General features: G+C 62.2%; 23 protein-coding genes. 11 read left to right on the forward strand and 12 right to left on the reverse strand.

Annotated features, from left to right (window positions below; translation table 11 throughout):
• Positions 1 to 20: 20 nt before the first annotated feature.
• The 3 genes from WBN73_RS11315 to WBN73_RS11325 are packed head-to-tail and all read left to right on the forward strand — an operon-like array spanning position 21 to position 3135.
• Positions 21 to 1019, forward strand: a complete 999-nt coding sequence (locus WBN73_RS11315) for a Gfo/Idh/MocA family oxidoreductase (protein WP_207593604.1) — start codon at positions 21 to 23, stop codon at positions 1017 to 1019.
• Positions 1016 to 2104: a Gfo/Idh/MocA family protein gene (locus WBN73_RS11320; RefSeq protein WP_337340292.1), complete on the forward strand. Its 1089-nt coding sequence runs from the start codon at positions 1016 to 1018 to the stop codon at positions 2102 to 2104. The genes WBN73_RS11315 and WBN73_RS11320 overlap by 4 nt, the downstream gene beginning before the upstream one ends.
• On the forward strand, positions 2101 to 3135 hold the full coding sequence (locus tag WBN73_RS11325) for a Gfo/Idh/MocA family oxidoreductase (RefSeq protein ID WP_337340293.1): 1035 nt from the start codon (positions 2101 to 2103) through the stop codon (positions 3133 to 3135). The genes WBN73_RS11320 and WBN73_RS11325 overlap by 4 nt, the downstream gene beginning before the upstream one ends.
• A 77-nt stretch (positions 3136 to 3212) precedes the next feature.
• Here the strand turns inward: WBN73_RS11325 and iolB are convergent, their stop codons facing one another.
• From iolB to WBN73_RS11340, 3 genes are all read right to left on the reverse strand, one after another.
• Positions 3213 to 4106, reverse strand: coding sequence for a 5-deoxy-glucuronate isomerase (iolB, locus tag WBN73_RS11330; RefSeq protein WP_337340294.1), 894 nt, complete (start codon positions 4104 to 4106; stop codon positions 3213 to 3215).
• Between the two features lie 20 nt (positions 4107 to 4126).
• Positions 4127 to 4867 carry a GntR family transcriptional regulator gene (locus WBN73_RS11335; protein WP_207593601.1) on the reverse strand — a complete coding sequence of 247 codons (741 nt, stop codon included), beginning with the start codon at positions 4865 to 4867 and terminating at the stop codon, positions 4127 to 4129.
• Positions 4868 to 5302: 435 nt separating this feature from the next.
• On the reverse strand, positions 5303 to 7696 hold the full coding sequence (locus WBN73_RS11340; RefSeq protein WP_443193259.1) for an ATP-binding cassette domain-containing protein: 2394 nt from the start codon (positions 7694 to 7696) through the stop codon (positions 5303 to 5305).
• Positions 7697 to 7827: 131 nt separating this feature from the next.
• On the opposite strand from WBN73_RS11340, the gene WBN73_RS11345 reads away from it, so the two are divergent.
• Genes WBN73_RS11345 through WBN73_RS11355 form a run of 3 tightly spaced genes read left to right on the forward strand, consistent with a single transcriptional unit; the run spans position 7828 to position 10815 of the window.
• Entirely contained in the window at positions 7828 to 8964 is a 1137-nt protein-coding gene (locus WBN73_RS11345) for a type III polyketide synthase (RefSeq protein WP_337340296.1), read from the forward strand.
• Positions 8961 to 9692 (forward strand): class I SAM-dependent methyltransferase, encoded by a 732-nt coding sequence (locus WBN73_RS11350; RefSeq protein ID WP_337340297.1) that lies wholly within the window; start codon positions 8961 to 8963, stop codon positions 9690 to 9692. The genes WBN73_RS11345 and WBN73_RS11350 overlap by 4 nt, the downstream gene beginning before the upstream one ends.
• Entirely contained in the window at positions 9685 to 10815 is a 1131-nt protein-coding gene (locus WBN73_RS11355) for an FAD-dependent oxidoreductase (protein ID WP_337340298.1), read from the forward strand. The genes WBN73_RS11350 and WBN73_RS11355 overlap by 8 nt, the downstream gene beginning before the upstream one ends.
• Here the strand turns inward: WBN73_RS11355 and WBN73_RS11360 are convergent, their stop codons facing one another.
• Entirely contained in the window at positions 10816 to 11223 is a 408-nt protein-coding gene (locus tag WBN73_RS11360) for a nuclear transport factor 2 family protein (RefSeq protein ID WP_207593596.1), read from the reverse strand. It abuts the gene before it with no gap.
• A gap of 51 nt (positions 11224 to 11274) precedes the next feature.
• Here WBN73_RS11360 and WBN73_RS11365 point away from each other — a divergent pair, with 51 nt between their 5' ends.
• Entirely contained in the window at positions 11275 to 11949 is a 675-nt protein-coding gene (locus WBN73_RS11365; RefSeq protein WP_207593595.1) for a peptide deformylase, read from the forward strand.
• Between the two features lie 31 nt (positions 11950 to 11980).
• On the opposite strand, the gene WBN73_RS11370 is transcribed toward WBN73_RS11365, so the two are convergent.
• Positions 11981 to 14008, reverse strand: a complete 2028-nt coding sequence (locus WBN73_RS11370) for a S9 family peptidase (protein ID WP_337340299.1) — start codon at positions 14006 to 14008, stop codon at positions 11981 to 11983.
• Between the two features lie 69 nt (positions 14009 to 14077).
• On the opposite strand from WBN73_RS11370, the gene WBN73_RS11375 reads away from it, so the two are divergent.
• The 4 genes from WBN73_RS11375 (at position 14078) to WBN73_RS11390 (ending at position 17119) form a co-directional block, all read left to right on the forward strand.
• Positions 14078 to 14914 (forward strand): putative RNA methyltransferase, encoded by an 837-nt coding sequence (locus tag WBN73_RS11375; protein ID WP_337340300.1) that lies wholly within the window; start codon positions 14078 to 14080, stop codon positions 14912 to 14914.
• A gap of 79 nt (positions 14915 to 14993) precedes the next feature.
• Positions 14994 to 15455, forward strand: a complete 462-nt coding sequence (locus WBN73_RS11380; RefSeq protein WP_207597560.1) for an NfeD family protein — start codon at positions 14994 to 14996, stop codon at positions 15453 to 15455.
• Between the two features lie 82 nt (positions 15456 to 15537).
• Complete coding sequence (locus tag WBN73_RS11385) at positions 15538 to 16515, forward strand: SPFH domain-containing protein (RefSeq protein ID WP_207593592.1); 978 nt, start codon at positions 15538 to 15540, stop codon at positions 16513 to 16515.
• Positions 16516 to 16771: 256 nt separating this feature from the next.
• Entirely contained in the window at positions 16772 to 17119 is a 348-nt protein-coding gene (locus WBN73_RS11390; RefSeq protein ID WP_011774875.1) for an RNA polymerase-binding protein RbpA, read from the forward strand.
• 88 nt (positions 17120 to 17207) lie between these two features.
• Here WBN73_RS11390 and WBN73_RS11395 read toward each other — a convergent pair whose 3' ends face one another.
• From WBN73_RS11395 to WBN73_RS11425, 7 genes are all read right to left on the reverse strand, one after another.
• A complete protein-coding gene (locus tag WBN73_RS11395; RefSeq protein ID WP_207593591.1) occupies positions 17208 to 17951 on the reverse strand; it encodes a polyprenol monophosphomannose synthase in 744 nt (247 codons plus the stop codon).
• Positions 17952 to 18378: 427 nt separating this feature from the next.
• A complete protein-coding gene (locus WBN73_RS11400) occupies positions 18379 to 20037 on the reverse strand; it encodes an amidohydrolase (RefSeq protein WP_337340301.1) in 1659 nt (552 codons plus the stop codon).
• A 49-nt stretch (positions 20038 to 20086) separates the two neighbouring features.
• Positions 20087 to 23062, reverse strand: a complete 2976-nt coding sequence (locus WBN73_RS11405; RefSeq protein WP_337340302.1) for a DEAD/DEAH box helicase — start codon at positions 23060 to 23062, stop codon at positions 20087 to 20089.
• Positions 23063 to 23086: 24 nt separating this feature from the next.
• The gene (gene tatC / locus WBN73_RS11410) at positions 23087 to 23923 is read right to left on the reverse strand and encodes a twin-arginine translocase subunit TatC (protein ID WP_280622873.1); all 837 of its coding nucleotides are present in this window, start codon (positions 23921 to 23923) and stop codon (positions 23087 to 23089) included.
• A 6-nt stretch (positions 23924 to 23929) separates the two neighbouring features.
• Entirely contained in the window at positions 23930 to 24199 is a 270-nt protein-coding gene (gene tatA, locus WBN73_RS11415; RefSeq protein ID WP_280622872.1) for a Sec-independent protein translocase subunit TatA, read from the reverse strand.
• Between the two features lie 36 nt (positions 24200 to 24235).
• Positions 24236 to 24586: a hypothetical protein gene (locus tag WBN73_RS11420; protein WP_207593586.1), complete on the reverse strand. Its 351-nt coding sequence runs from the start codon at positions 24584 to 24586 to the stop codon at positions 24236 to 24238.
• A 9-nt stretch (positions 24587 to 24595) separates the two neighbouring features.
• A complete protein-coding gene (locus WBN73_RS11425) occupies positions 24596 to 26608 on the reverse strand; it encodes a helix-turn-helix transcriptional regulator (RefSeq protein ID WP_337340303.1) in 2013 nt (670 codons plus the stop codon).
• Positions 26609 to 26664 lie beyond the last annotated feature (56 nt).

Raw genomic sequence — 26664 nt, forward strand, 5'->3', positions numbered from 1 at the left:
ATACATCAGAAGGGAACACCATGCCGATCCGTGTAGGCGTCATTGGCGCCGGAATCATGGGCGCGGACCACATCAGGAACCTCTCCACCACCATCGGCGGAGCCGAAGTCACTTTTGTGGCAGATCTCGACGCCGAACGGGCAGCCGCGGCGGCGCCGGCTTCCGCACGCGTCACTACGGACCCGTCAGAACTGATCAATTCCAGCGTGGTGGACGCCGTGGTGGTTGCCTCACACGATGCCACGCACGCCGGCCTGGTTTTGGAGTGCTTCGAGGCGATGACCCCGGTGCTGTGCGAGAAGCCGCTGGCGCCGACGCTTTTGGAAAGCCTGGAAGTGGTGGCAGCCGACGCCGACATGGTTGCCGCAACGGGAACGTCGCTTCTTTCCCTTGGTTTCATGAGGCGTTTTGACCCTGGCTACGTTGCACTCCGGAAAACCGTGCAGGAGAGGTCGCAAGGGGAGCCCCTGATGGTTCATTGCATCAGTCGCAATGCTTCCGCAGCACCCGGAACCACTTCGGAATCCGCCATTACCAATTCAGCGATTCACGAGCTGGATATCATTCCCTGGCTCTTGGACTCGCCCATTGCAGAAGTGTCGTGGCAGGCAGGAAAGTGCACCCGAAATGCAGGAGACGGACTTCAGGATCCGTCGTTCATGACACTTCGTACCGCAGATGGAACACTCACTACTTTGGAGTTGTACCTCAATGCCCGGTACGGCTACACCACACGCTGTGAGGTGGTCTCCGAGCTGGGAACTACGGCGTTGCGGGATACTTCCCTGCTCGGTATGGAACAGGACGGAACAAAGCAACAGGCCATTCCGCCTGACTGGCGTCCCCGGTTCGCCGATGCGTACCGGATCCAGTTGCAGGCCTGGATCTCCGCACTTGCCAACGGAGGAAAGCCTCCGCTGGCCGGCGCGCAGGAAGGACTCAACGCAGCACTCGTTGCGCAGGCAATGATCCAGTCACTGCACCACGACGGTGCCTCTACGAAAGTCAGCTATTCATGAGGCCTGCTTTGCTGCCACAGTCCCGTGTCCCGGAATCCCGGGATGCTCCGGCCTTTCGCTGGGGCATCATGGGACCGGGGTGGATCGCCGAACGGTTCACGGAATCTGTCCAGGCGCATACCGGGCAGGTGATAACCGCCGTCGGATCCCGTTCGCTGAGCAGGTCAGAAGCCTTTGCGGAGTCATTCAACGTACCAGCCGCCTATGGAAGCTATGAGGAACTAGCCACCGCTCCGGATGTGGACATCGTCTACGTCTGTACGCCCCACACCGTGCATCACGCGTCAGCGGTATTGGCGATCGACGCCGGCAAGCATGTACTGATCGAAAAGCCCCTGGGGCTCAATGCCCGCGAAGCGAAGGACATTGCTGCGCGGGCAGGGGCCGCGGGAGTGTTTGCCGCCGAAGCCATGTGGACCTTCTTCCTGCCGAAGTTCGATGTGATCAGGCAACTCCTGGAGGCCGGAACGCTGGGTACCATCAGCACTGTTGTTGCCGAGTATGGTGAGCACTTCGATCCCGCACACCGCATTTTTAATCCCGAACTGGCCGGAGGCCCGCTTCTTGACCTCGGGACGTACCCTCTGGCACTGGTCACGGAGGTGTTGGGCAGTCCACGTCGGCTCCATTCACTGGGTCAGCCCCACGAGACAGGGGTCAACGCCCAATTATCAGCCATCATGTCGTTCGACGGCGGTGCGCAGGCAACCGTGAACACCCACCTGCACAATTTCACACCCACGGCAGCCACGATTGTGGGAACCCTGGCGACTCTGGTGATTGAAGGCCCCTTTAATATGCCGGGCGCGTTCGAAGTCAGATTCCCCGAGGGGCACCGGCTTCGTTACAACGAAGCACGAGGCGGACATTTCGAAGGCCTGCACTACGAGGCTGCAGCCGTGGCCCGCACCATTGCCGAGGGTGGCCTGCAGGCGGGCCAACGAATGCTCGCAGATTCCATTCGCACACTTGAAGTTGCTGACGGGATCCGCCGCCAGGTGGGAATCGTGTTCCCTGGCGAAGGCGACATGACGGCTCAGCCCACCCGATCCTGTAGCAGTACTTTCCCGGAAGGAACATCATGAAAGACATCATTCTCGGCTTGGTCGGCGTGGGACGCATCGGCGTCATGCACGCGAACAACATCACTGCCTTGAACGCGGACCTCAGTAACAAAGGTGTCAACGTGCGGCTTCGCCTCACTGACGTTGCATCTGACCACGCGAGGACGGTCGCGGCGGACCTCGGCGCTGAATTTGTGCCGACTGTCCCGGAACTCGTCGCGTCCGGACTGGACGGCCTGGTCATAGCCACTGGAACAGGGACACACCCCGAGCTCATTCGGGCGGGCGTGGACGCCGGCATTCCGGTCTTCTGCGAGAAGCCGGTGGCAATGAACGTGGCTGATGCGCTTCCGGTGCTGGACTACGTCAGGGACAACAACGGCGTGGTGCAGATCGGCCATCAACGCCGGTTCGACGCGGGCTACCTCGAAGCTCAACGCGCCTACCAGGCCGGAGAACTGGGGTGGATCCATTCGTTGCGTGCCGTTACCTGCGATATGACACCGCCGCCAGTGGAGTTCCTGGCGACATCCGGCGGTCTGTTCCGCGACTGCTCGGTTCACGATTTCGACATCCTTCGCTGGCTGACAGGGCGGGAAATCGTTGAGGTGTATGCCAAGGGTTCCAACAACGGTGATCCCGCCATTGGTGCTGTGGGCGATGTGGACACGGCACTTGCCGTGGTTACCTTCGACGACGGCACCATGGGAACGGTCTCGGCAAGCCGCTACAACGGGGCGGGCCACGACGTCCGCCTGGAGATCCAGGGTTCCAACAAATCAGTCATGGTGGGCTTGGACGCGAAGACTGCCATGGTTTCGGCTGAACCGGGTGTCAACTTCCCGGCGGGGAATCCGCACCAGACCTTTGCCGAGCGCTTCGAGGCGGCATACCGCACCGAAATGGCGGCATTCGTTGAGTTGATTCTGGGGGAGCGGGAGAACCCGTGCACGCCTGAAGATGCCGTAGCAGCATCCCGGGTGGCAGACGCGGCCCAGGAATCGTTGGTCACCGGATCGCCGGTAAAGGTGGCCTTGACAGTCACGTTCTGACGAACGAAAAGCCTCCTCCAGGATCCAAAGGATTCTGGAGGAGGCTTTCTCTTTGCAGCGAAAGGCCATCGGCCGGATCAAACCCCGAACGGAAGCCGTGGGTCGATGTCCTGGCCGTCCCAGCTCTGCCGGACCCAGCCATGGTGGGGGTCGTCGCTGATGAGCCATTCCCGGACCGGTCCGGGACCAGCCATCACGTTGAGGTAATACATGTCATAGCCAGGTGCCGCCATGGCGGGGCCATGCCAGCCGTAGGGAACCAGGACTACGTCACCCGTGCGGACCTCTGCCGAAACATCAATGGGGCGCTCATCAGAGGCATATACCCGCTGGTAGCCAATGGCATCCGCCTCGGAAGGAGCGCCGGAGCCGGCGGCAACCTGGGTCTCGAAATAGTAGATTTCCTCGAGGTGCGTTTCTCCGTCCTTCTCCTCATCATGCTTATGCGGGGGATAGGAGGACCAGTTGCCGGCAGGGGTGATGACCTCGCAGACAATAAAACGGTCTGCTTCCAGGGCAGCCGGTGTCCCGAAATTGTGGACTTGCCGTGAGCAATTGCCGGCTCCACGCAATTCAACCGGCGTCTCAGCAGCTGTTACCAGTCGCGTTGGGTGGGAGGCTTGTGCCGGGGCAGTGGCCACAGCGACGCGACCGCCGTCGGACGAACTGATGGTGACTGCTTTGCCTATGCCTGAATACAAGACGTCAGTGGGACCGTTGAATACGGATGAACGTCCCCCAAGGGGGTGTTCGACGCCGTCCACTGTGACAGTGAATGATCCGTTGAGGGGAACCACAATCCGTTCCTCACTCACCGCTGGAAGTTCGACGGCGGCGCCCGCGGCGAGCGTCGCGACCTTCAGTCCCGTATGGGCCCAGCCGTCCACCACCGTTGCGGAGTCGGAGGTTCCGAGTGAAATATCCCAGTCGCCGTCTGCGGCGGTGCCCAGGGGGTAGACCCAATTGGTCATGGCAGGGGAGTCCTTTGCGTTTAGCGCTGTACGAGGGTCATTTCAAAGCTGTAGGAATCGGCGCGGTACACGTGATGGCCGGTTTCGACCCGTCGCCCGGTGTCGTCTACCGCGGTACGTTCCATGGTGACCAAAGCAGAGTTGACGTCGGTTTCAAGAAGGGGTGCCTGGTAGTCATTGGCGATCATTGCGCCGATCCGCTGCGTGGCCAAGCGGAAGTTCACGCCACCCCTGCGCAGAATCGCATAGAGGCCCTCGGCCGCAAGCATGGCTTCGTCCATGGTGGCGATGTCGTCGCGAACCCAGTTCTCCATCAACGCCAATGGCTTACCGCCCACTTTGCGCAGGCGGGTGAAGTGGTAAACCTTGGAACCGGCCGGGAGTTGCAGGGTTGCCAGAGTTGGCGCGTCAGCCTCCATGTGGGAGAAACTCAGTACTTCCGTGGTGGGTTTCTTACCGTTGTTGGTGAGGTCGTCAAACAGGCTTGAGAGCTCCAGCGGCCGACGGACCTGACTGGAGACCACCTGGGTTCCGACGCCGCGTTTGCGGACCAGAAGGCCGGAACGGACCAGTTCATCCATGGCTTTACGCATGGTGGGCCGGGACAGGTTGAGCTGTGCTGCGAGGTCAATCTCGTTGTCCAGCCGGCTTCCGGGCTCCAGGAGGCCGCTGTGGATCGCGGCTTCGATGCCTTGGACGACCTGATGGTAAAGGGGCACGGGGGAGGATCGGTCGATGTTCAGGCCAAGTTGATTCGCCACTGAATGTTCCCCGCGTTCCCGGCTCAACTCCGCTCCGCCACTACGTACGACGCGCCGAGTATGTCACCCTTTGTTCTTTTGATAGGACATGCTTTCGTTTTTTCGATACTAGCAGGAGTGCAGCAAGGGTCAAGTGCAGCGAAGACGGTTGGTTTCCCTGACTCGGCGCCGCAGAATGTCCTGACGTCAGCCCAATGCTGGCCGCACTAGTGCGAGGTTCGGCGTGAAATAAAGCAGCATGAGGCAAGGCGCGATGCGGCTGGCGTCGGGTCAACGGGGAGGACCTCATTCACCTTACTTTACATAATGTAGATTATCGGCGTTCTAGAAAGGTATCAGGAAGGGGTGAGGGTCCTGCCTGAGATCTACCGCGGAAAAGCCCGCAACGGCACTGCTGGCCGGCGTAAATCTATCGGCCAGCAGTGCTTGGAGCCGTCAGGCACCTACGTAAGCCGCCAAGTGCTTGCCCGTCAGCGTTGATTTCCCGGCCACAAGCTCAGCCGGCGTTCCGGCGAAAACTATCGTTCCGCCGTCGTGTCCTGCGCCAGGTCCCAGGTCGATAATCCAGTCGGCGTGCGCCATCACTGCTTGGTGGTGTTCGATCACAATCACGGATTTGCCCGACTCCACCAGGCGGTCCAGCATTCCCAGCAAATTTTGGACATCGGCCAGGTGCAGGCCGGTGGTCGGCTCGTCCAGGATGTAGATGTCACCCTTTTCGGACATCTGCGTGGCGAGCTTCAGGCGCTGGCGCTCACCGCCGGACAACGTGGTCAGCGGCTGGCCAAGGGTCAGATAGCCGAGGCCAACATCTGCCAAGCGGTCCAGAATCTTGTGCGCGGCCGGCGTTTTGGCCTCTCCTTCATTGAAGAAGACTTCCGCCTCATCCACAGACATTGCAAGCACTTCTGCAATATTGCGGTCCCCCAGCGTGTATTCCAGAACTGATGCCTGAAAGCGCTTTCCATCGCATTCTTCACAGGTGGATTCCACGGTCGCCATGACTCCGAGGTCAGTGTAAATGACACCGGCGCCATTACATGTAGGGCAGGCGCCTTCCGAGTTGGAGCTGAACAGGGCCGGCTTCACACCGTTTGCCTTCGCGAAGGCTTTACGGACGGGTTCCAGGAGTCCGGTGTAGGTCGCGGGGTTGCTCCTGCGCGAGCCGCGGATGGCGCCTTGGTCGATCACCAGCACGCCCTCACGCGTGGCCACCGAGCCATGGATCAGTGAGCTTTTGCCTGAGCCTGCCACGCCGGTCAGAACGCAGAGAACGCCCAAGGGGATGTCGACGTCGACGTTTTTGAGGTTGTTGGTTGAGGCTCCCCGGATCTCCAGCTGGCCGGTGGCGGAACGTACTGAATCCTTGATCGAAGCACGGTCGTCCAGGTGGCGCCCAGTGATGGTGTCGCTCCCCCGCAAACCCTCCAGATCTCCCTCGTAGCAGACAGAGCCCCCGCCGCTTCCTGCGCCGGGGCCAAGGTCAACCACGTGGTCTGCGATTGCGATCGTTTCGGGCTTGTGTTCCACCACGAGCACCGTGTTGCCCTTGTCCCGCAACTGCAGCAACAGTTGGTTCATTCGCTCGATGTCGTGCGGGTGGAGTCCGATGGTGGGTTCATCAAAAACGTACGTCACATCGGTGAGGGAGGACCCCAGGTGCCGGATCATCTTGGTACGCTGCGCCTCTCCCCCGGACAACGTGCCGGCAGGCCGGTCGAGCGACAGATAACCAAGCCCGATCTCCGCGAACGAATCCAAAAGGTGCTGGAGTCCTTTCAGGAGGGGCGCCACTGAGGGCTCATGGAGTTCGCGGATCCAGCCGGCGAGGTCGCTGATCTGCATGGTGCAGACATCGGCGATACTCTTGCCGTTAATCTTCGAAGACCGTGCTTCGGGGCTTAACCTGGTGCCCTCGCACTCCGGGCATGTGGTGAACGTGATGGCCCGCTCAACGAATGCGCGGATGTGGGGCTGCAAGGCGTCCACGTCCTTGCTGAGCATCGACTTCTGGATCTTGGGGATGACGCCTTCGTAGGTGAGGTTGATTCCCTCCACCTTGATTTTGGTGGGCTCACGGTACAGGAGATCGTGGAGTTCCTTCTTGGTGAACTTGGCTATGGGCTTGTCCATATTGAAGAACCCGGAACCGCTGAAGATCCGCCCATACCAACCATCCATGGTGTACCCGGGAATGGTGAGCGCGCCTTCGCTGAGCGACTTGGTGTCGTCGTAGAGTGCCGTGAGATCGAAGTCATTGACGGATCCCATGCCTTCGCAGCGTGAACACATACCGCCCAAGCGGTTGAACGTGGCTTTCTCTGTCTTCGTTTTTCCCTCGCCGCGCTCTACTGTGATGGCTCCACTGGCCTTCACTGTGGGGACGTTGAAGGAGTAGGCGTTGGGTGAACCAATGTGTGGTTGGCCGAGACGGCTGAAGAGGATCCGGAGCATGGCGTTGGCGTCCGTGGCGGTGCCAACTGTTGAACGGGGGTTGGAGCCCATGCGCTCCTGGTCAACGATGATGGCCGTCGTCAGGCCTTCCAGCACGTCCACGTCGGGGCGGGCCAGCGAGGGCATGAACCCTTGGACAAAAGCGCTGTACGTTTCGTTGATCATGCGCTGCGACTCTGCAGCGATCGTGGCGAAAACCAGGGAGCTCTTTCCTGAGCCGGAGACACCCGTGAACACCGTCAGCCGGCGCTTCGGAATCTCGATGCTGACGTCCTTCAGGTTGTTCTCGCGCGCACCCTGGACCCTGATGAGATCGTGGGTGTCTGCGACATGCGGCTCGGGAAACTCTGTGTCAGTGCTCGCGGCAATAGTCATCATTTCTCCATCTGTGGGGCGACGCTGCCCAACAGTCCCCCGTCGGCGTCGCCTGGCTTTCCGTGACCAGCCTCGGTCAGTAAGTTCGATTCTGCCATTGTCTTCCTCCGTTTACTCGCTAAGAATGAAGCATGCCGGTATACGTGAGGTCCCTTGAAACCGCAGTTCCGCCAACAATCCTCGTGCAGCAGCAGGCCCGCGAAGTCTTCGCCTCCCAACCAGGCCTGACACGACTGGGAACGCGCCTGGTCACCACCTGTTTCGACTCGGCGGCAATCGACACCCGCTACACGGCCGTTGCCGAGCTCAGCCTTGATGCCCATCCGGAGAATCCCGAGTTCTTCGACCCCGAAACCAACAGGGTCCTTAGCCCCAGCACCAAAGTACGCAACGAAATTTTCGCTACCGAAGCCACCAAGCTGTTTGTGGAGGCCGGAAAGACGGCGGTTGCCCAAGCTTCCGGTATCGACCTCGACGACATCACCCACGTCATCACCGTGTCCTGTACGGGCTTCTTCAATCCGGGCCCCGATTACAAGGTTGTCAGGGCCTTGGGCCTGAACCCTGCCGTCCAGCGCTACCACCTGGGTTTCATGGGCTGCTACGCCGCGTTCCCTGCCCTCAAAGCCGCCAAACAGTTCTGCGTGGCTGATCCGGAGGCCGTGGTCCTGGTCATCTGTGTTGAACTCTGCTCCCTTCACGTCCGCACCTCCAACGATCCCGACACCATCATGGGTTCGGCCATCTTCGGTGACGGCGCGGCGGCAGCCGTCGTGACGGCCCGGGAACCCGAAGGACCGGAACCGGTCATCAGGCTGGACCACTTCGAAACGGTTCTCACGCCTGTGGGCGAGGAAGCCATGGCCTGGAACATCGGCGACGAAGGATTCGAAATGGTGCTGGGCTCCTACGTACCCCACATCATCGAGGAACACATCACAGGGGCATTGGAACCACTCCTCGCCAAGGAACCCAATCTCGCTGGGCTCCCTTACCGGGATATCACCCATTGGGCCATCCACCCGGGCGGCCGCAGCATCCTTGACAAGGTCGAGTCCAAGCTGGAGCTAACCCAGGAACAATTGATTCCGGCCCGGGAGACACTGCGTGAATACGGCAACATGAGCAGCGCTACGGTGCTCTTCGTCCTGAAGTACATGTTGGGCCAGGCCGCTACCGAACGCGAAGAACGTATCTGTTCCATGGCGTTCGGTCCAGGCCTGACGGTGGAGACGGGCCTCTTCACGCTGGTCTCCCCCGATCTGTGAGTCCTTGGGGGTCCCTTCGGGACAGGGATCTGTCGTCTGTGGAGGAGATGGACAGAGCTGACTGCGACCCCGACCGCCTCACCCGGACCTATGCCAGGTTTCCGGTGGTCAACAGTCTTCTTTCGGGGTGGCGCGGTACCTATCGCCGCAGGATCCGCCCGGTGTTGGCTGCCAAGGGCGCAGCGTCGCTGTTGGACATCGGGTGCGGCAGCGGTGACGTGGCACGGAGCCTTGCTGGGTGGGCCCGGAAGGATGGCTTCCGTCTCACTGTGACTGCGATCGATCCGGATGCCAGGGCTTTTGCCTTTGCCGCGAAGCTTCCCGCGATGGAGGGTGTCACCTACCGTCAAGCACACAGTTCCGAGCTCGTCGCAGAAGGGCTGGTGTTCGATTTCGTCATCTCCAACCACATCCTTCACCACCTCGACGCCGGGCAGATCGCCGGTGTCCTGCGCGACTCGGAGGCGCTCAGCCGCGGCCTCGTCCTCCACAACGACCTCAAACGCAGCAACGTCTCCTACCTGCTGTTCATGACCTTTTTCTGGCCCTTGGGCCTGGGCTCCTTTATCTGGGGCGACGGCCTTGTATCCATCAAGCGCAGCTACACCGCCGCGGAACTGGCATCCACCGTTCCGGCGAGTTGGAGGGTCCAGGCAAACGGTCTTTGGCATCACCTGCTGGTCCACGAGGAGCGCCCGGATTCTGAAACAAGGGAAGAGAATGTTTGACGTAGTGATTGTCGGTGCCGGGCCCGTGGGACTGTTCATGGGAGCCCTGTTGCTTCAGCAAGGGCATCAGGTGCGGATACTGGAACGGAGGGCCAGCCACAGTGACAGTTCGCGGGCCATCGGTATCCATCCACCGGCGTTGGCGGAGCTGGCCAGCGCCGGGCTTGCCGGGGAGTTGATTGCGGCCGGCGTTCATATCCACCGTGGAGTTGCCTACAGCCAGGGGCGCATGGTTGCCCGGCTGGCGTTCGACGGCGACCCCCACTTCCCGTTCATCCTTGCGGTACCGCAGACGGTTACCGAAAAGGTCCTGGAAAGGACCGTCATGGATCTGGACTCCGCGGCGATCGTTCGCGGTGCGGATGTCCAGGAAGTGGTGGATGACTTCAGGTCCGTGCGCGTCTTGGCGGATTCAGCCGTTGGAGGCCTGGAGTTCCGCGCCCGGTTGGTGGTAGCCGCCGACGGGGCGCACTCAGCGATCCGCCAAAGGATCCTGCCGCACTTGCCGTCACGGAGCTATCCGGACTGCTACATCATGGGTGATTTCGCTGATGCCACTCCCCATGGCACGGATGCCGTCCTCTATCTGGAACCGGCCGGGATTGTGGAGTCGTTTCCGCTGCCGGACGGGGTGCGCCGATGGGTGGTGAGGCTGGGGTCACCCGACAAGGGCACGACGGCGGCCGGGCTGGCTGAGCTGATCGGCGCCAGAACGGGCGAAGTTCCGGACGCCCGCAGCAACACCATGCTGAGTGCCTTCGAGGTGCGGTCCCGGCTTGCGGCGCGAATGGTCCACGGCCGGGTGGTGTTGCTCGGCGACGCCGCCCACGAAATCAGTCCGATCGGTGGTCAAGGCATGAATCTGGGCTGGTTGGACGCCGCGGCACTTGCACCGATCATGGATGCTTCATTTGGTGGGGCCGACGTGGGGCGGCTGCTGGAGCATTTCGAACGGTCCCGCAAAAAGGCGGCCCAACGGGCTTCGCGTCAGGCCGGACTTAACATGGCGCTGGGCAGGCCGTTGCCACCGTCGGTCATGGACGCCCGGAACAGGTTCTTCGCAGGCGTGCTCGGGCTTCCATCAATAGCAGGGGTGGTGGAACGGCGTTTCACCATGCGTTAGCTACTCCGGCGTCGTGTAATAGCAGTCGTACGTATCCTGGCTGACTATCAGCCCGTCCCGCAGCTCAAAGACCGCTGTGCTCCTGGCCCTGATGGTATCGCCGCGGTCCCAGTGCGGGAGGTCAAGGAGCAGCGTGGCCGACCAGTTCATCTCGAGTACCACGCGGTCGCCTTCGCTGGTGGTGCGGACCACCTCGAAACGCTGATCGGCAACAATGTCCTTGCTGTGGTCGGCGCCGGCCAGAGTGTCCTGCAGGTTCCTGGTGGAACCTGTTTTGGACAACGCATGGGGCCACTCCGTGAGTTGGAAGTCCTCAGCAAGGTAGGGCCGCAGCTCAGCAGCTCCGCCGCCGGCTTCAACAGTCCTGACGAACCCCAATACGTGGTCCAAAGAAGATGAATCGGTCATTCATCGAGCCTAGCCCAACGCAACAGCCTGGCATGGCGATAGGCTCGTGCCATGAACCATCAACCTCATCACGAGGCCGCGAGCCCAGCCACGGACTACAACCCCACCCAGATCCGGGACGCCGTCCGCAGGTTGCTTGATGCGGAAGAACTTCCCACGATCGTCCAGGCTGGACACCCCGTGCTGCGTCAACTCGCCGCCCCCTTCGATGGCCAGCTGGACGACGTCGAACTGATGGCGTTGGTGGAGCGGATGCGCGAGGTGATGCACGACGCTCCCGGCGTCGGGTTGGCTGCACCCCAGCTGGGCATCCCCCTGCAGTTGGCCGTGCTGGAGGACCAGTACGATCTTGACCCCGCCTCCGCCGCGGTACGGCATCGGGAGCATATGGAGTTTTTCGCCATCGTGAACCCGCAGTGCCGTCCGCTGGGGGTGGAGACGGCCTCCTTCTATGAGGGCTGCCTCTCCGTCAACGGTTACCAGGCTGTGGTGACCCGTCACCGGAATGTAGAACTGAGCTACGTTACGCCCGCGGGTGAGCCAGTGGAGGAATGGTTCTCAGGCTGGCAGGCGCGCATAGTGCAACATGAGACGGACCATCTCCTCGGCACGCTGTACCTGGACCGTGCCGAAATCAGGTCGTTGTCCAGTAACGCGGAGCACTCGGCCCGCTGGGCAACTCCGGAGATCGAGGATGCACGCCGGAGCCTGGGCTTCCTGCGCTGACGGCCAGGGTCAGGTCAAGCGGCCCGCTGGATTAGTGCACCTGGCCCTCCGCCTGATTCGAGGCAGTAGGCAAATGCCGTGCCCACCAGCCAAGGATGTGGTCAAAGCGCTGCTTGCGGTGGTGCGGCGTCCCGGACCTGGACAACTCGTGGTCCTCGCCGGGGAAAACCAACAAAGCGGTCTCAACGCCCTGGGCCTTCAGGTGTGAGTAGTAGCGCTGCCCTTGTTCGATGGGGCATCGAAGGTCGTTTTCGCTGTGCACCACCAGCGTTGGAGTTTGAACGGCACCCACAACTGCCATGGGGCTCTGGGCCGTCATCTGCTCGGGAGTGCCACCCGTGTACTCACCGCCGAAAAACCAGCCGATATCCGAGGACCCCGCGAAGCTGACCGGGTCCAGGAATCCGCGTTCAACGATTGCTGCTTTGAAGCGGTGATCGTGGGCGATGGTCCAGGCGGTCAGGTAACCTCCGTAGGAACCACCCATGATGCCCACCCGGTCCTTGTCCAGCACCGCGCTATGGGCGGCCAAGGCCGCATCCAGAAATGCCAGCACGTCCTGCATGTCCAAGGTTCCCATGCGCCCTTTGATGGCGCGGCCGTGCGTTTGGCCGTAGCCGGCTGAGCCACGGGGATTGCACATCACTACTGCGTATCCGGCGGCAGCGTAGACCTGCGCTTCATCGAAATAAGCTCCCGTGTACTGGGCGAATGGACCACCGTGGATGGACAGCAGCACCGGATGCGGTCCGGGCCCGTCCGGCAGGACCAGCCAACCATGCACCGGGTGCCCATCAGAGGATTCGGTGTCGAGGTGCAAGGGCTCGCTGACGCGGGAATTGTTCCTGAGCGCGGCTGAGAAGTCGGTCAACAAGCGCAGTTCCCCACGAACCAGGGAAGCGACGTCGCCCATGGTTGAAGCGTCCGCGAGACTCACGGCGATCTCACCGTTGGCGGCAACCGTTGCGCCAATGACTACCCGGGCACCATGGACCAGCGGCATGATCTCGCCATCGGCGGGAACGTCGAGCAGTTCAACGCTGCCCAGGGCGGTATTCAGGACAAGCACGCTGGCAGGTCCGCTCGGTTCCAAAGGCCCTGAAACGTCCAGATGTTCTTCATCGGTCAGGGCCGTTGCTTCTCCCCCGTCCACCGGCATGACGTACAGGACACCGTTCCGGGCAACAAAGTCCTTGCCTGTAGTGCCCAGGTCCTGGGCGGTATAGAACAGCCAGCGTCCATCCAAGGAGGCCCGGACGCCGGTGACGGTTTGAAGGCCTGCATTGGATGGTTCGACGACGGACGGCTGGCTTCCGCCGGCCTCCACCCTGTAAACCGAGGTGACAAGATCGTCGTCGTGCCCTTCATGCAGCGCCGCCACGAAGTAGAGGTGCGCGCCGTCGGCAGAAAAGCACGGGGACTCGTGGTCTGAATCACCAAACGTCAGTTGCCTGGCCGCTGGAATCCCGGGCGCAGCAGGTGCTGGCCGTTCGTGGGCCGCGCGCCCACGGGGCGCTACCGCGGGCTCACCGCCCAATTCCGGTACTTCAACAACGAAGACCTGCTGGCGCTGATCGGAGGTGTACCCCACGCCGTTCATTCTGTACTGGTTCGCAGTGAGCAGTCGGGCATCCTCGCCGCCGGAGGTCACACCCTCCACCGTTCCGTAACGTCCTTGTTCCGGGACGCGCGCCAGGAAAGCAATCCGGTGCGAATCGGGCGCCCACACGAATCCTGCCACTCCGGTGTGCTGATCCGTGATCCGCTGCGGCTCGCCGCCGGCAGCCTCCACGACGAATATTTGCGGCTTGCCGTCCGGATCGCTCCGGAGGAAGGCCAGGACAAGGCCGTCGGGTGAGAAGGCAGGCGAACTGTCCCTGAAGCCGCGGGTAATGCGACGCGGGTGTTTGGTGGTGTCCAAGGGGACCGTCCACAGTTGGCCAACATAACTGTCTGCGTCAAAATCCGGCCTGGTGACAGAAACCACCGCCTTGGTCCCATCGGGGTGGATGGCAGGGGCGGACACGGAGTTCAGCAGTGGCAGTTGCTCGGGTTTCACGAGGGTGAGCCTAGCCCGGGAGCCCGGCGCCCGGCACCTGACACTCCGTCCAGCCGTAGGATTGAAGCCATGTTGTCCGAAGCCGTCGCTGCCCTCCGTTGTCCGCTGTGCCAAGGAGCGCTCCAGCTGAAGGAAGATCCGCAGAGGACGTTGGCTTGCGCGTCCGGGCACCTTTTCGACTCCGCCAAACAGGGGTACTTCAATCTGTTGACAGGCAAGGGAACAGTCTTTGAATCCGACACTGCAGCCATGGTGGCAGCACGTCACCGGTTCCTGGACGCAGGCCACTACGCTGCTTTAGCCGCCGCCGTCGCCGAAGAAGCGGCCGGCGCGCTCCGCCTTCCCGGTGCGGTGGTTCTGGATGCAGGCACCGGCACAGGTCACTACCTCCACGCGGTTGTCGAAGAATCCGGGGCTGCTGCGATCGGCCTGGACATCTCCAAGTTCGCGCTCCGCAGGGCGGCCCGGCTCAACCCCCAGGCGGCAAACCTCGTGTGGGACATTTGGCGTCCATTACCGGTGGCTGACAATTCGGTGGACGTGGTCATGGTGGTCTTTGCCCCGCGCAACCCAGCCGAGTTCGCGAGGGTCACCCGCCCAGGCGGGAAACTGATCGTGGTGACACCCCGGCCGGGCCATCTCGCCGAGGTTGCTGCCAGGACAGGAATGCTGGGCATCGAAGAGGGCAAGGAGGAACGTCTGGCTGACACCATGAAGGAGTATTTCAGCCCCGCTGCGGTGTACGGACTGGATGTGCCCTTGGAGCTGACCGGACCGCAGATGGGCGACCTCGCCTACATGGGTCCTGCCGGCCACCATCTCCGGGATCAGGGACAGATGGGCGAGCCCACTGGTTCTGTGTCCACCACCGCGAAATTCCGGATCAACGTCTTTACCGTGCCCTGACGTGGGACAGCGCAGCGGGCTAGGATGGAAGAACAGCGACTGTGATCCCGCCTGCGGGGTCCGGGACCAAGGGGGAATGATGTTTGAATGGCTCGGCGAGAATTGGTGGGCCCTCTGGCTCACGGTCTTCCTCGCGTTCGCAGTGGTGGAAATGCTCACCTTGGACCTCTTCTTCATCATGCTGGGCGGAGGAGCCTTGGCGGGCTTGGTTGCCGACTTCGCCGGCGCGGATTTCTGGCTTCAGATTGTCATCTTCTGCGTGGTTTCCCTCCTGATGATCGCCTTCGTGCGGCCCGTAGCGCTCAAGCACCTTCACAAGGGTCCCGAAGAGCAGCGATCCAACATCGACCGGCTGATTGGCCAGCCCGCTCTCGTCATTGAAGCCGTGAGCGGCACCAGTGGGCTCGTCAAAATTGGCGGTGACGTCTGGAGCGCCCGTAGCACCGCCGGTGTCATCGACGCCGGCGCCACAGTCCAGGTCACCAAAATCGACGGCGCGACGGCGGTAGTCACCTCGCCGGCCGACAACAGCCCGCGCTGACCACGCGCCTTGAATTCACGCGGTTCGGCAGCCTGGCCGGACCGGCGCATCAAACCACGCAATTGGGGAACGAAGGAGATGTATGGACGGCTTAGGAGGAACAGCAGCAGCAATTGTGCTGATTGTTCTCGTTATTTTTGTCATCATAGTGTTGGTCCGCTCGGTAAGGATCATCCCGCAGGCCCGCGCCGGCGTCGTTGAACGACTCGGTAAGTACCAGCGCACGCTGAACCCGGGCCTCACCATCCTGATCCCGTTTGTTGACCGGCTCCTGCCGCTCCTGGACCTCCGCGAACAAGTGGTGTCCTTCCCGCCGCAGCCTGTTATCACTGAGGACAACCTGGTGGTCTCGATCGACACCGTGGTCTATTTCCAGGTCACCGATCCCCGGGCGGCTACGTATGAGATCGCCAACTACATCCAGGCGGTCGAGCAGCTGACAACCACCACGCTCCGCAATGTGGTCGGTGGGCTGAACCTCGAAGAGGCGCTCACATCGCGCGACCAGATCAATGGTCAGTTGCGTGGCGTCCTGGACGAAGCCACGGGCCGTTGGGGAATCCGCGTGTCGCGCGTGGAGCTGAAAGCGATTGATCCGCCCCATTCGATCCAGGACTCGATGGAAAAGCAGATGCGCGCAGAGCGGGATCGCCGTGCGGCCATTCTGACCGCCGAAGGTACCAAGCAGTCGCAAATCCTCACCGCTGAAGGCCAGCGCCAAGCGGCCATTCTCGCCGCTGAGGGTGATGCCAAGGCGGCCATCCTCCGCGCCGACGGTGAAGCCCAGGCCATCCAGAAGGTCTTCGACGCCATCCACAAGGGCAACCCGGACCAGAAGCTTCTTGCTTACCAGTATTTGCAGACCCTCCCGAAGATCGCTGAAGGAAGCTCGAACAAACTCTGGATCATTCCCAGCGAAGTCGGCGAAGCCCTCAAGGGCATCGGCGGCGCCCTCGGAGGGAACAACGGGGACTCCCCCGTAGGTCTTTTCGGTGGCGGGGACGAAAGTAAGACGCCCGCTCCCGCAGCGTCCGCGGAGCATGCACGGCCTGCCGAATAACCAGAGGTTAAGGCTTTACGAGCGGTCAGCCATTCCGGCTGGCCGCTCGTTGCGTGTCGTGGCTTTTGAGTAGTAGGAGATGTTCCGCGTATAATGGGATATTTGTCCGGCTGGTTCAGCCTGGATGGAACATAAAAGCTTGGCCAGGCGTTGCAATTAGTGATGCAAGGTGTGCAGAAGTAGTCCGTAAGGATCGTGAAAACGGCTTACGGCCAGCGCGGGGTTCCTGCTCCGCGTACAGACAGAGGGAGTAATCATGAGCGATCGCAGCCTGCGGGGTATGCGTCTTGGCGCCCAAAGCATGGAAACCGAATCCGGCGTTGAACCGGCACCGCGCCAGCGGGTCGAGTACCGCTGCGAGGACGGCGAGCAGGTCTTCGTAACTTTCTCCTCCGAGGCAGAGATTCCCCCGGTTTGGGTTTCGAAGACCGGCAAGGAAGCTCTTCTGGTCGATGGCGAGCGTCCTGTGGATGCCAACGAGAAAGCCGTCCGCACCCACTGGGACATGCTGCTGGAACGCCGCAGCCTTCCTGAGCTGGAGCAGATCCTTGAAGATCGTTTGAACATTCTGCGTGAGCGCCGCGGAGAGCGCCGCTCGGCTTAGTCTGCAACCCAGACAAAAGCACGCCCAGACCAAGAAAGGCCGGGTCTGGTTCCCTAGGGAACCGGACCGGGCCTTTCTTTTGGAAGGGCTACTTTGCCGTGGCGGGCGTCTTGCGGGTGAGCTTTGCCCAGCGGGCCGCCAATCCCCACTTGGTGACGTTGATCATGGCTTCCACCACAATGTTGCCGCTCATCTTCGACGCACCCAGCTCCCGCTCCACAAAGGTAATGGGGCGTTCCTCGATGCGGAGGCCCAGCTTGGCCACCCGCCAGGCGAGGTCCACCTGGAAGCCGTAGCCGACCGACTCGACCTCATCCAGGTTCAGCGCCTCCAGGGTGCTGCGCTTGAAGGCGCGGTAGCCTCCGGTGACGTCCTTGATCTTCACGCCGAGCATGATGCGGGCATAGGTACTGCCGACACGTGAGATGGCCTGGCGGTAGAGCGGCCAGTTGACCACGCTGCCACCGGGGACCCAGCGTGAGCCCATGGCGAGGTCGGCTCCATCCCTGACGGCATCCAGGAGCAACGGCAACTGTTCCGGCTTGTGCGAACCGTCGGCGTCCATTTCCACCAGGACGTCATACCCGGCGGCGAGCCCCCACTTGAAACCGGCGATATAGGCCGCACCGAGGCCTTCCTTGCCCTTACGATGCAAGACATGAACCTGGTGGTCTTTGGCAGCAAACTCATCGGCCAGTTGTCCGGTACCATCAGGGCTGTTGTCGTCAACCACTAGAACATCGGACTCGGGAACTGCTGCGCGCAGCCGCCCCAGGGTCACCGGGAGCGATTCGAGCTCGTTGTAGGTGGGAATGATCGTCAGGACACGCAAGAAGAGGCCTTTCCTTGATGGAGCGGTCAGTGTGCCGGACCAGCCGTGGCGGCTGGCATTCTGGCGCAACTCTCCATTATAGGACGCCGCAGCGCGCTCCCTGGGCGGTAGTGGCGTGGGACACAGGCGGAGGTGCCGGAGGCGGCATGCCGCGGGCAGGTCCACAAGCCCAGGTCCAGTGGCGCCGGGCAACTGAGTCCCGGACGAACTGTTTTCTGGGTCGCTGCGGACCTGCCCACCTGTTTGCCGCCACCATGAACGTGCTCCGGCCGCGACCGAACCATCAAACCGTGGCTTTCGCCCGCGGGCTGATCATCCGTTGAGCCTCAATGCTACGGACTCACCCCACGCTGTCAACCGCCCGGTGACCTGCGGATCCTGGCATCGGCCCAGTTCAGCAGGCTACTGGCGGCTGGAAATTGATTCCCTAAACCCGGAGTGACCCGTGGGCGAACAGCTCTTGTCCTTCACGGACGGTCTGCAGGCACCGGGGGTCGCTGCCGGTATCCAGTGCGGGCAACAGCGGTGTCCGCGCCCGCGGGTCCGTGCTCCATGATTGGACGCGGCTGTCTGCCACCTGGACCATCAGCTCCTCCACTTCCCACACCGCGAAACTGGCAGGTGCACCGGGCACCAGCTGGCCCATCAGGGGGTTGCGGTACTTCGCGGCGCGCCAGCCGGCGCGTGTATGGCCCAGGAAAGCGGCCCTGGCGGATATCCGTTGTTCCGGGTTGCTGTGTTCCAAGCACGCGCGCACGCTGGTCCACGGACGAAGAGGCGTGACAGGGCTGTCGCTGCCAAAGGCGATAGGGACACCACTCGCGTAGAAGGACGCGAAGGGGTTCATGGCCTTGCTTCGACCTCCCAGGCGCTGCTCGTACAACCCGCCTGGAGCGCCCCACGCGGCGTCGAAGCCAGGTTGCACGCTGACGGTGATGGAGTACTTGGCCAGCTTGTCGATGGCGGACTGATCGGCCAGTTCAACGTGCTCCAGCCGGTGGCCCGCGGCCCGGATCCGCTGCTCCCCTACCTCAGCTGCGGCAACGTCCAAGGCTTCCAGAACGGTGGCGAGGCCAGCGTCGCCAATGACGTGGAAGCCCGCTTGGACGCCAAGCTGGGAGGTTACAGCAAGGTGCCGGGCTGCATCATCCACGGAGAGGTACAGGCTGCCGCGGTGCCCAGGCGCATCGGAATAGTCATCCAGGAGGGCAGCTGTTCGGGAACCAAGCGAACCGTCTACGTTAAGGTCTCCGGCGAGACCCAGGACCTTGGTTCCCAGGCCGCCCAGAATGTTCTCGGCGTGCTCCACAGACGAGGCCAGCTCGCCCCAGTACGGGAGCACTTCAGGGCTGCCACCGAGGTCGTTCCACGACGCTGCCAGTCGCAAGTCGTCCGGGCCGCAGATGTGGGGTGCCGACATTTCAGCCACTGCTACATAGCCTTGGGACGCCGCTTCCTTGAGGGCACGTTCCTGGAGTCCCCGCCGCACCGCTTCGGGAAACTGCCGGGCTGTGAGGCGCGCAGCGGTATGCGCTGCACGTACAACCCGTGGGCCGCCGGAGAACCCGTCCACGCCTTTCAGGCCGGCAGCTGCGGCCAACGATGAAGAAACCAAGGCGGAGTGGACATCAATGCGGGAGAGGTAGACCTGCCGTCCAGCCCCTGCCCGGTCAAGTTCTTCGATGGTGGGCAGCGAGGAGTCGTTCCACGCTGTCTCATCCCATCCGTGCCCGATAATGGTGCCGTCGCCGCCGGCGGTGGCAACGGCGTCGAGCAGTTCCTTGGCTGAGCGCACGGTGGCGAGGTCCACGCCGGAAAGGGCAAGGCCCGTTTCTGTGAGGTGCGCATGCGAGTCCACAAAGCCGGGCGCAAGGAGGGCGCCATGGAGATCGATGATCTCCATGGATGAGTCAGCGATGGACGTGGCGGCTTGCTCGGAGCCCACCCAGGCGACGGTATCGCCGTCCACCACCATGGCCGTGGCAAATGGATCAGCGGCCGTATAAATGGATCCGTTGCGGTACATGGTGACCTTGCGGCCCTCAGCGGTACGGTTGTGGCCGGTTGGCACGCCTGGCTGGTTCATGCGTTGTGCTCCTTGAGCGTTGGAAACGGTCAATCAGTGAAGGGTGGCGCTAGGCCACAGTGGAGTAGGCAACAACGCCGCGACGAACCAGCTCAATGGCCTCACGGCAGATCCTTGCCACTCTGGGGTCGAGTTGGGGGATCTTGGCCAATTGGTCAAGGAGGTCCACTACCTGTTTGGCCCAACGGACAAAGTCGCCGGCGGCGAGGTCGGTTCCGCTCAGGACATCCTGCAGGTGGCGGCCCTTGGCCCACTTATACATGGGCCACATCAGTCCAAGTTCCGGCTCGCCCGTCAAAGGGAGCCTGTAATGTTCCTCGGTATCCTCCAGCTGGGACCATTCGCGGACGACAATATCCACGGCGGTCTCCAGCGAAACACTGGGCATCTTGGGCCGCAGGCCGCGGTCTTCGCGTTTGGCTTGGTAGACCAGCGTGCTGGCCAAGGACGCCAACTCGGCGGCATCGAGATCGTTCAATGCCCCGCGTCGGACCGACTGTGAAATGAGCAGATCCTTCTCGCCATAGATCCGGCGAAGCCGCTGCCCGTCGAAACTGATGCTGACGTGGCCGGCGTCGTTCGTCTCCAGGTAGCCATAAGCGGAGAGCAGATCACACACGCGGTCGAAGGTTTTGGCGATGGTGTTGGTGCGGCTCTGGATCTGGCGGACCAGTCCGTCGGTTTCCTTCCGCAACTTCCACCAGCGCTCCGACCAGCGGGCGTGGTCTTCGCTTTCGCTGCAGCCGTGGCAGGGGTGGGCGCGCAGTGCACGCCTCAGATCGGCGATCTTCTTTTCCTGGTCGGGCATGCGGGCCCCCAGGCCGAAGTCCTCGTGCCTGCTGTTGCGGCGGCTGTGCGGTGCATCTTCACTGATGGCGTGGCGCATGGAGGAGGCGAGGTCGCGGCGGGCCTTGGGCACCTTGGCATTGAACGATTTGGGTATGCGGATCCGCGTCACGGGCGAGACCGGTCCGTCGAGATCGTGCACGCCGATCCGGCGAAGCTGGTTATCCGAGGTCAGCACCGATGGCCGGGGCTCACGGGCATTCGGATCCACTTCTAGAACAACCGCATGGCCGGCCAGCCTGCCGCTGAAGATACTGATGACATCGCCGGGGATCAGCCGGGCCAGGGAATCGGCAACGTGGGACTTGCGGGCGCGCTGATGGTCGCGGGCCGCGAAATTCTCTGCGTCGCTCAGCTCCCGCCGGAGTTTTGCGTACTCGGTAAAGTCACCCAGATGGCACTGCATGGATTTGGCGTAGCCAGCCAGAGACTCTTCGCGCCCCCGCACCTGCCGGGCGATACCCACCACGGAGCGGTCTGCCTGGAACTGGGCAAAAGAGGACTCCAGGATTTCGCGGGCGCGAACACGGCCAAACTGGGCAATCAAGTTGATGCTCATGTTGTAGGTGGGCCGGAAGCTGGAGTTCAGGGGGTACGTCCGCCGTGAGGCCAGGCCTGCCACGGCTGCGGGGTCGGTCCCCGGCTGCCAGAGCACCACCGCATGGCCTTCGACGTCGATGCCCCGGCGTCCTGCCCGGCCCGTCAGCTGGGTGTACTCCCCCGCTGTGATATTGACATGGGCTTCACCGTTGAACTTTTCCAGTTTCTCCAGCACCACGCAGCGGGCCGGCATGTTGACGCCCAGGGCCAGCGTTTCGGTGGCGAAGACGGCCTTGACCAAGCCATCGGCAAAGAGTTTTTCCACCACTTCCTTGAAGGTGGGCAGCATGCCCGCGTGGTGGGCGGCAAAGCCCCTGAGGAGCCCGTCGCGCCAGCCCCAGAAACCGAGGACGTCGAGATCGTCTGCAGGAATTTCGTGACTGGCTTCGTCCACGCGCTGGGCGATGATTTGTTGTTCACGCTCCGTTGTCAGCCATAGCCCGGAGGCTGCACACTGTGCGACGGCTGCGTCACAGCCGGCCCTGGAGAAAATAAACGTGATCGCAGGCAGCAGATCCTGGCGCCTGAGGCTCTCAATGACCTGGGGCCGGCTTGCCTTGCGAACCGGGCTGCGTTGCTCTGACTGCTGGCGTTCATCGCGGTGACGGTCCTGACGGCGGCGGCTGCGTCCCCCGTGGCCAAAACGGCCGCTCATGTTCATGCGGCTCTCGGAACGGGCCATGGCCAGCAGATCCGGATTGACCTCAAACTCAGGTCCAGTGACGGCCTGCTGGACTTTGGCGGCGGAGGAACGCTTGGCATGGACGTTTCGCCGGTCCGTGGGGGCGGGTTCGCTGGCTACCTCGGCGGCCTCGGAAATATCGGGCACCTCAGTCTCCGGCGCCCCGGTGGCCTGGGGTGCAATTTCATCGAAGGTGGTGTCGCCGGCGAAGAGATCAACTATTTCGCGGCCCACCATGACGTGCTGCCACAGCGGTACCGGCCGGTGTTCGGAGACGATGACGTCGGTATCACCCCGGACAGTATCCAGCCAGGCGCCAAACTCTTCAGCGTTGGAAACGGTGGCACTGAGCGAAGCCACCTGGACCTCGCTGGGCAAATGGATGATGACTTCTTCCCAGACTGCACCCCGGAAGCGATCAGCCAGGTAATGGACTTCGTCCATTACCACAAACCCCAGGTCGCCCAGGGTCTCGGAGTCTGCGTACAGCATGTTCCGCAGGACTTCGGTGGTCATGACCACCACAGGGGCGTCGCCATTGATGGTGGTATCGCCTGTCAGCAGGCCTACGTTCGCAGCGCCGTATTTTGATGCCAGCTCCGAGAACTTCTGGTTGCTCAGCGCCTTGATGGGGGTGGTGTAGAAAGCCTTGAGGCCTCGTTCCAGAGCAAGGTAGATCGCGAACTCCCCCACGATCGTCTTGCCTGCCCCCGTGGGTGCTGCCACCAGGACGCCACGGCCCTCCTGGAGGGACCTGCATGCCTCGCGTTGAAAGTCATCCAGGTCAAAATCCAAGGAACGGGCAAAGGCGCCCAGATAGGTTTTGGACTCAGAGGCCCGCTGCGCTGCAGCCTGGTAGCTCTCTGATGGTGATGGAGACCCGGAGATGGAGGACATGCATCAAGCCTAGTGGCCCACGGTCTAGAGATTCTCCAGATCCGATGCCGGGGTGGCGATGTCCGCCGTGGCTTCAGTCTCAGCTGCCCGCTTGATGGCACGGCGTTCACGGCGACGGTCGTTAAGGACGCAGACTCCAATGGCCGCAAAGAACAGGAGCAGCATGGGTGCTGCGAGATAGAACATGCTCATGGCGTCAGCGCCGGGAGCGGCCATCGCAGCGAACAAGCAGACCAGGAAGATGGTAATGCGCCAACTCTTGATGAGTTGCTTGCCTTTGACGATCCCGGCAAGGTTCAGCCCAACGAGCACCACGGGAACCAGGAAGGCGATGCCGAACGCCAGCAGGAGCCTCAGGACAAACGCCAGGTACACCTGGGCGGTGATGAAGTTGGAGGCACCCGACGGGGTGAAGTCCGTCAACACCCTGACGGCATTGGGGAGCACCAGCCAGGCAAGGAGTACCCCGCCGACGAAGAGGGGTACGGCCGCGGCCACGAAGGCCAACGCCAAGCGCCGTTCCTTCTTGTGCAGCCCAGGCACAATGAAGGCCCAGAGCTGGTAGATCCACACCGGGCAGGCAAGGAGCACGCCGAGGAACACCGAGACCTGCACCATGAGGTCAAAAGAGCTGGCCACTCCGTCAAAGTTCAGGGTGGCGGCTCGCCCCTCCTTCTCGTTAAGGTCCTTGATCGGTTTGATCAGGGCCTCCAGAAGCGGTTGGTAGACGATGAAGCCCACCACGGTGCCAAGGATGATGCCGATTGCAGCCTTGAAGAGCCGGTTCTTCAGCTCCTTGAGGTGGTCAAGGAGCGCCATCCGGGCTTCGGGGTTGGCCTTGCGCCCCTTCGTTTCCACCACTTCTCTCTAGACGCGGTTGGAGGGCGGAACGTCAGTCTCGCCGGTGTTCTTGGCCTTGGCGTCCGGGTGGCCTACTACCTTGCCTTCAACGGCGTCGGAAGCGTCCTGGGAGTCCTTCGCTTCGGAAGAACCGTCCTTCTTCATTTCGCGGACTTCAGACTTGAAAATGCGCATCGACTGCCCAATGCTGCGCGCCATGGACGGCAGCTTCGGCGCTGCGAAGAGCACCAGAGCCAGGACGATGATGATGATGAGATGCCAGCCTTCGAGCCTCATGTGGGGAGGTCCTTTCCTTTTGGATACATCCTACGTCTATCTGAATTCAATGTCGTGCAGGGATTGGGGCTGACCCCGCTCTGCTTTGCGCTTGACGCGCCTTTGGCGACGAACTTCCTGGCGGAAGGCTTTGGCCGTCAGGTAATCATGACGCATCTGATCCGGTGAGGCAAAAATTGCGGACCCGGGCCCGGGGCGGTTTTCCGAGGTTTCAACGTCGGAGGTTTCGACGACAGGTGGAAGGTTGCTGAAACGTTTACCCGCGTCGCCCAGTTCATGAACAGTTGACATGAATTTTCTGAACAAGCGATACCCCAGCGTCAGGTGAAGCAGCAACGACAGGGCTATGAGCGCGATCCACAACAGGATCCAGAACCACCAAGGCATCTGAGTAGTCTAGCCAGCCGCGCGGTCGGACGGAGAGTCGTACTGCTCCAGGGCCACGTTAAGCCATGTCCTGGTTTGATCGCGCAGGGCCACGGGTTCCAGGATTCGGACGGAGCCGCCGTGTTGGGAAACGAACATGGGCAGCCACTCCGCTGTGCCGAACCGCACCTCGGCAAGGAGGCCGCCGTCGGACAGTTGCGCAGTGCGCTCCGCGTAGTAGTCATCCGCCAGCCCCAAACCCTGCCTGGTCAGGTGCAGCACCACCAGGACGTCGTCGTCGCTGGGCGTAAACAAGCGGGCAGGGAAGTCCTGCTCTGCAGTGGCCGTCCCTGAGGCAGGGCGTCCGTTCGGTTCGACGATTTCCACTCTGTCCAGGCGGAAGTTCCTGATGCCTGCCTTGCTGTGGCAATACGCCTCGAAGTACCACGTATTATCCAGCGAATAGAGCCGCAGGGGGTCAACGTCCCGTTCGGTCAGCTCGTCCCGCTGCCGGGAAAGATACTTCAAGTGCAGTTGGCGGCCGTCCCTGATCGCCTGGGTAATGACGGCGAACGCCTGTGATTGCTCGGGCTCAACGGATTGGCCGGCTACTGCGCCAGCCAAGCGTCCCGCCTGCCCTGCAGCGCCAGTCAGCTTGATGGTGACGGATTCCAAGGCACTCCCTGGCTCGTCTTCGGAGACGCCCGCCAACGCCGGAAGGTCTCCCAGCATGGCCAGGCCGGTCAGCAAGGCAGCGGCTTCATCTTCGCTGAAGCGTACCGGGCGGTTCAGGTCCAGGTGCTCGGAGATGTACACATGGTCGTTTTCCCACTGGATGTCCAGGAGGTCATCCGGATATCCCTCAGGGAGTCCCGAACAGATGAGGATCTTCAGATCGTCTATCAGCGCCTTGCGGGTGATGCCGAAGTGGTCTGCCACTTCCTGGATGTGGAGACCCTGGTGATGGACCAGGAACGGGACCAGCTGCAGCATTCTGGCGAGTTGGTCCTCGGAGGTGCGCTTACGGGCACGCTGGGCCCGCGCGGCCTCCGGGAACACCACCGGTACGGGCGGTCCAGCATCGAAGTCCAGGGCACCTTGGAGGCGGCGCACGACGGCGGCACGCAGTTCAGCCGGGCCGTCCACCTTTACGTGCGGACCGTACGAGGCCAGCTCTTCGGCGAGAACCTCGGGATCCCGGAACTCCACCATAACGCGGTCCCGGGTGGAATCCACGGGGGATGTTTCGACCGCCCTTTTGCGCAAGGCGAGCAGGCGGTCCTTGTCGACGGAGAGCATGGCCCGCTGCACGGGTAATTCATGGAGGGCATCCAGCTCGGCCCTGGCATTGAAACCGACCGGCGGCTCGAAGCTGCTCCCCGGCACCAGGGCCACCGCGGTAGTCATCCGTGAAAGCCGGAAGAGCCTCTTTGCTCCCCTCCCCCGGTCGAAGCCCACGAGGTACCACTGGCCAAAGCGGCTGCCGAGTCCCCAAGGCTCAACCTCGCGGACTTCTTCACGCCCGGTACTGACGGCGAGGTAGCCGAAGCGGACCGGATGGTTGCCATGCATGGCTGCCACGACGTCGTCGAAGGCTTGTCCTGCGGGTTTGATCCGGGGCTGGACCCCGGCGGGGAGGTCCACATCCGTGAAACCTCCTGCGGCTTGCAGCTTGCGGACGGCGTTGGCTGCCGCGGAGCCAAGTGCTGCCCGTTCCCACAGCTGCGCAGCGAGAAGCAACACGGTGCATTCTGCGGGCGTGAGGCTCACATCGGGCAGCCGGTTGGAGTCCTTGCCGATGCGATAGCGCGTGGACGCAGGGTCGTCGACACCGAAGTGGCGTGGATCCGTGAGTGTCTCGATCTCAAAGCCAAACTGTTTCAAATCCACTTTGTCGCGCTCGAACATGCGCCCGAAGGCAACGTCATTCTCTGCGGAATCGTGGTAGACCTTCTCGCGCAGGACGGAGCGTGGCAGGCCCACCCGGGTATTGAGCAAAGCCAGGAGAAGGTTCAAGAGTCGTTCAGTGCGGGATGCGGACACGGTTGCTACGTTACTAAAGTCCGGCGGGAAAGCAGCAAGGCGCGTCACCAACCGGT

This window comes from Paenarthrobacter sp. CCNWLY172, assembly GCF_037402035.1.
Lineage (GTDB): Bacteria > Actinomycetota > Actinomycetes > Actinomycetales > Micrococcaceae > Arthrobacter.

Bases quoted from the DNA above. Each gene is read 5' to 3' on its own strand.
- WBN73_RS11420 (WP_207593586.1), bottom strand. From the start codon at position 24,586: ATGCCTTGGTGGTTCTGGATCCTGTTGTGGATCGCGCTCATAGCCCTG.
- WBN73_RS11400 (WP_337340301.1), bottom strand. From the start codon at position 20,037: ATGAACCAGCCAGGCGTGCCAACCGGCCACAACCGTACCGCTGAGGGC.
- WBN73_RS11315 (WP_207593604.1), top strand. From the start codon at position 21: ATGCCGATCCGTGTAGGCGTCATTGGCGCCGGAATCATGGGCGCGGAC.
- iolB (WP_337340294.1), bottom strand. From the start codon at position 4,106: ATGACCAATTGGGTCTACCCCCTGGGCACCGCCGCAGACGGCGACTGG.
- tatA (WP_280622872.1), bottom strand. From the start codon at position 24,199: ATGAGGCTCGAAGGCTGGCATCTCATCATCATCATCGTCCTGGCTCTG.
- WBN73_RS11340 (WP_443193259.1), bottom strand. From the start codon at position 7,696: ATGACTATTGCCGCGAGCACTGACACAGAGTTTCCCGAGCCGCATGTC.
- WBN73_RS11325 (WP_337340293.1), top strand. From the start codon at position 2,101: ATGAAAGACATCATTCTCGGCTTGGTCGGCGTGGGACGCATCGGCGTC.
- WBN73_RS11385 (WP_207593592.1), top strand. From the start codon at position 15,538: ATGGACGGCTTAGGAGGAACAGCAGCAGCAATTGTGCTGATTGTTCTC.
- WBN73_RS11320 (WP_337340292.1), top strand. From the start codon at position 1,016: ATGAGGCCTGCTTTGCTGCCACAGTCCCGTGTCCCGGAATCCCGGGAT.
- WBN73_RS11355 (WP_337340298.1), top strand. From the start codon at position 9,685: ATGTTTGACGTAGTGATTGTCGGTGCCGGGCCCGTGGGACTGTTCATG.
- WBN73_RS11375 (WP_337340300.1), top strand. From the start codon at position 14,078: ATGTTGTCCGAAGCCGTCGCTGCCCTCCGTTGTCCGCTGTGCCAAGGA.
- WBN73_RS11365 (WP_207593595.1), top strand. From the start codon at position 11,275: ATGAACCATCAACCTCATCACGAGGCCGCGAGCCCAGCCACGGACTAC.
- WBN73_RS11390 (WP_011774875.1), top strand. From the start codon at position 16,772: ATGAGCGATCGCAGCCTGCGGGGTATGCGTCTTGGCGCCCAAAGCATG.
- WBN73_RS11345 (WP_337340296.1), top strand. From the start codon at position 7,828: ATGCCGGTATACGTGAGGTCCCTTGAAACCGCAGTTCCGCCAACAATC.
- WBN73_RS11360 (WP_207593596.1), bottom strand. From the start codon at position 11,223: ATGACCGATTCATCTTCTTTGGACCACGTATTGGGGTTCGTCAGGACT.
- WBN73_RS11380 (WP_207597560.1), top strand. From the start codon at position 14,994: ATGTTTGAATGGCTCGGCGAGAATTGGTGGGCCCTCTGGCTCACGGTC.
- WBN73_RS11405 (WP_337340302.1), bottom strand. From the start codon at position 23,062: ATGTCCTCCATCTCCGGGTCTCCATCACCATCAGAGAGCTACCAGGCT.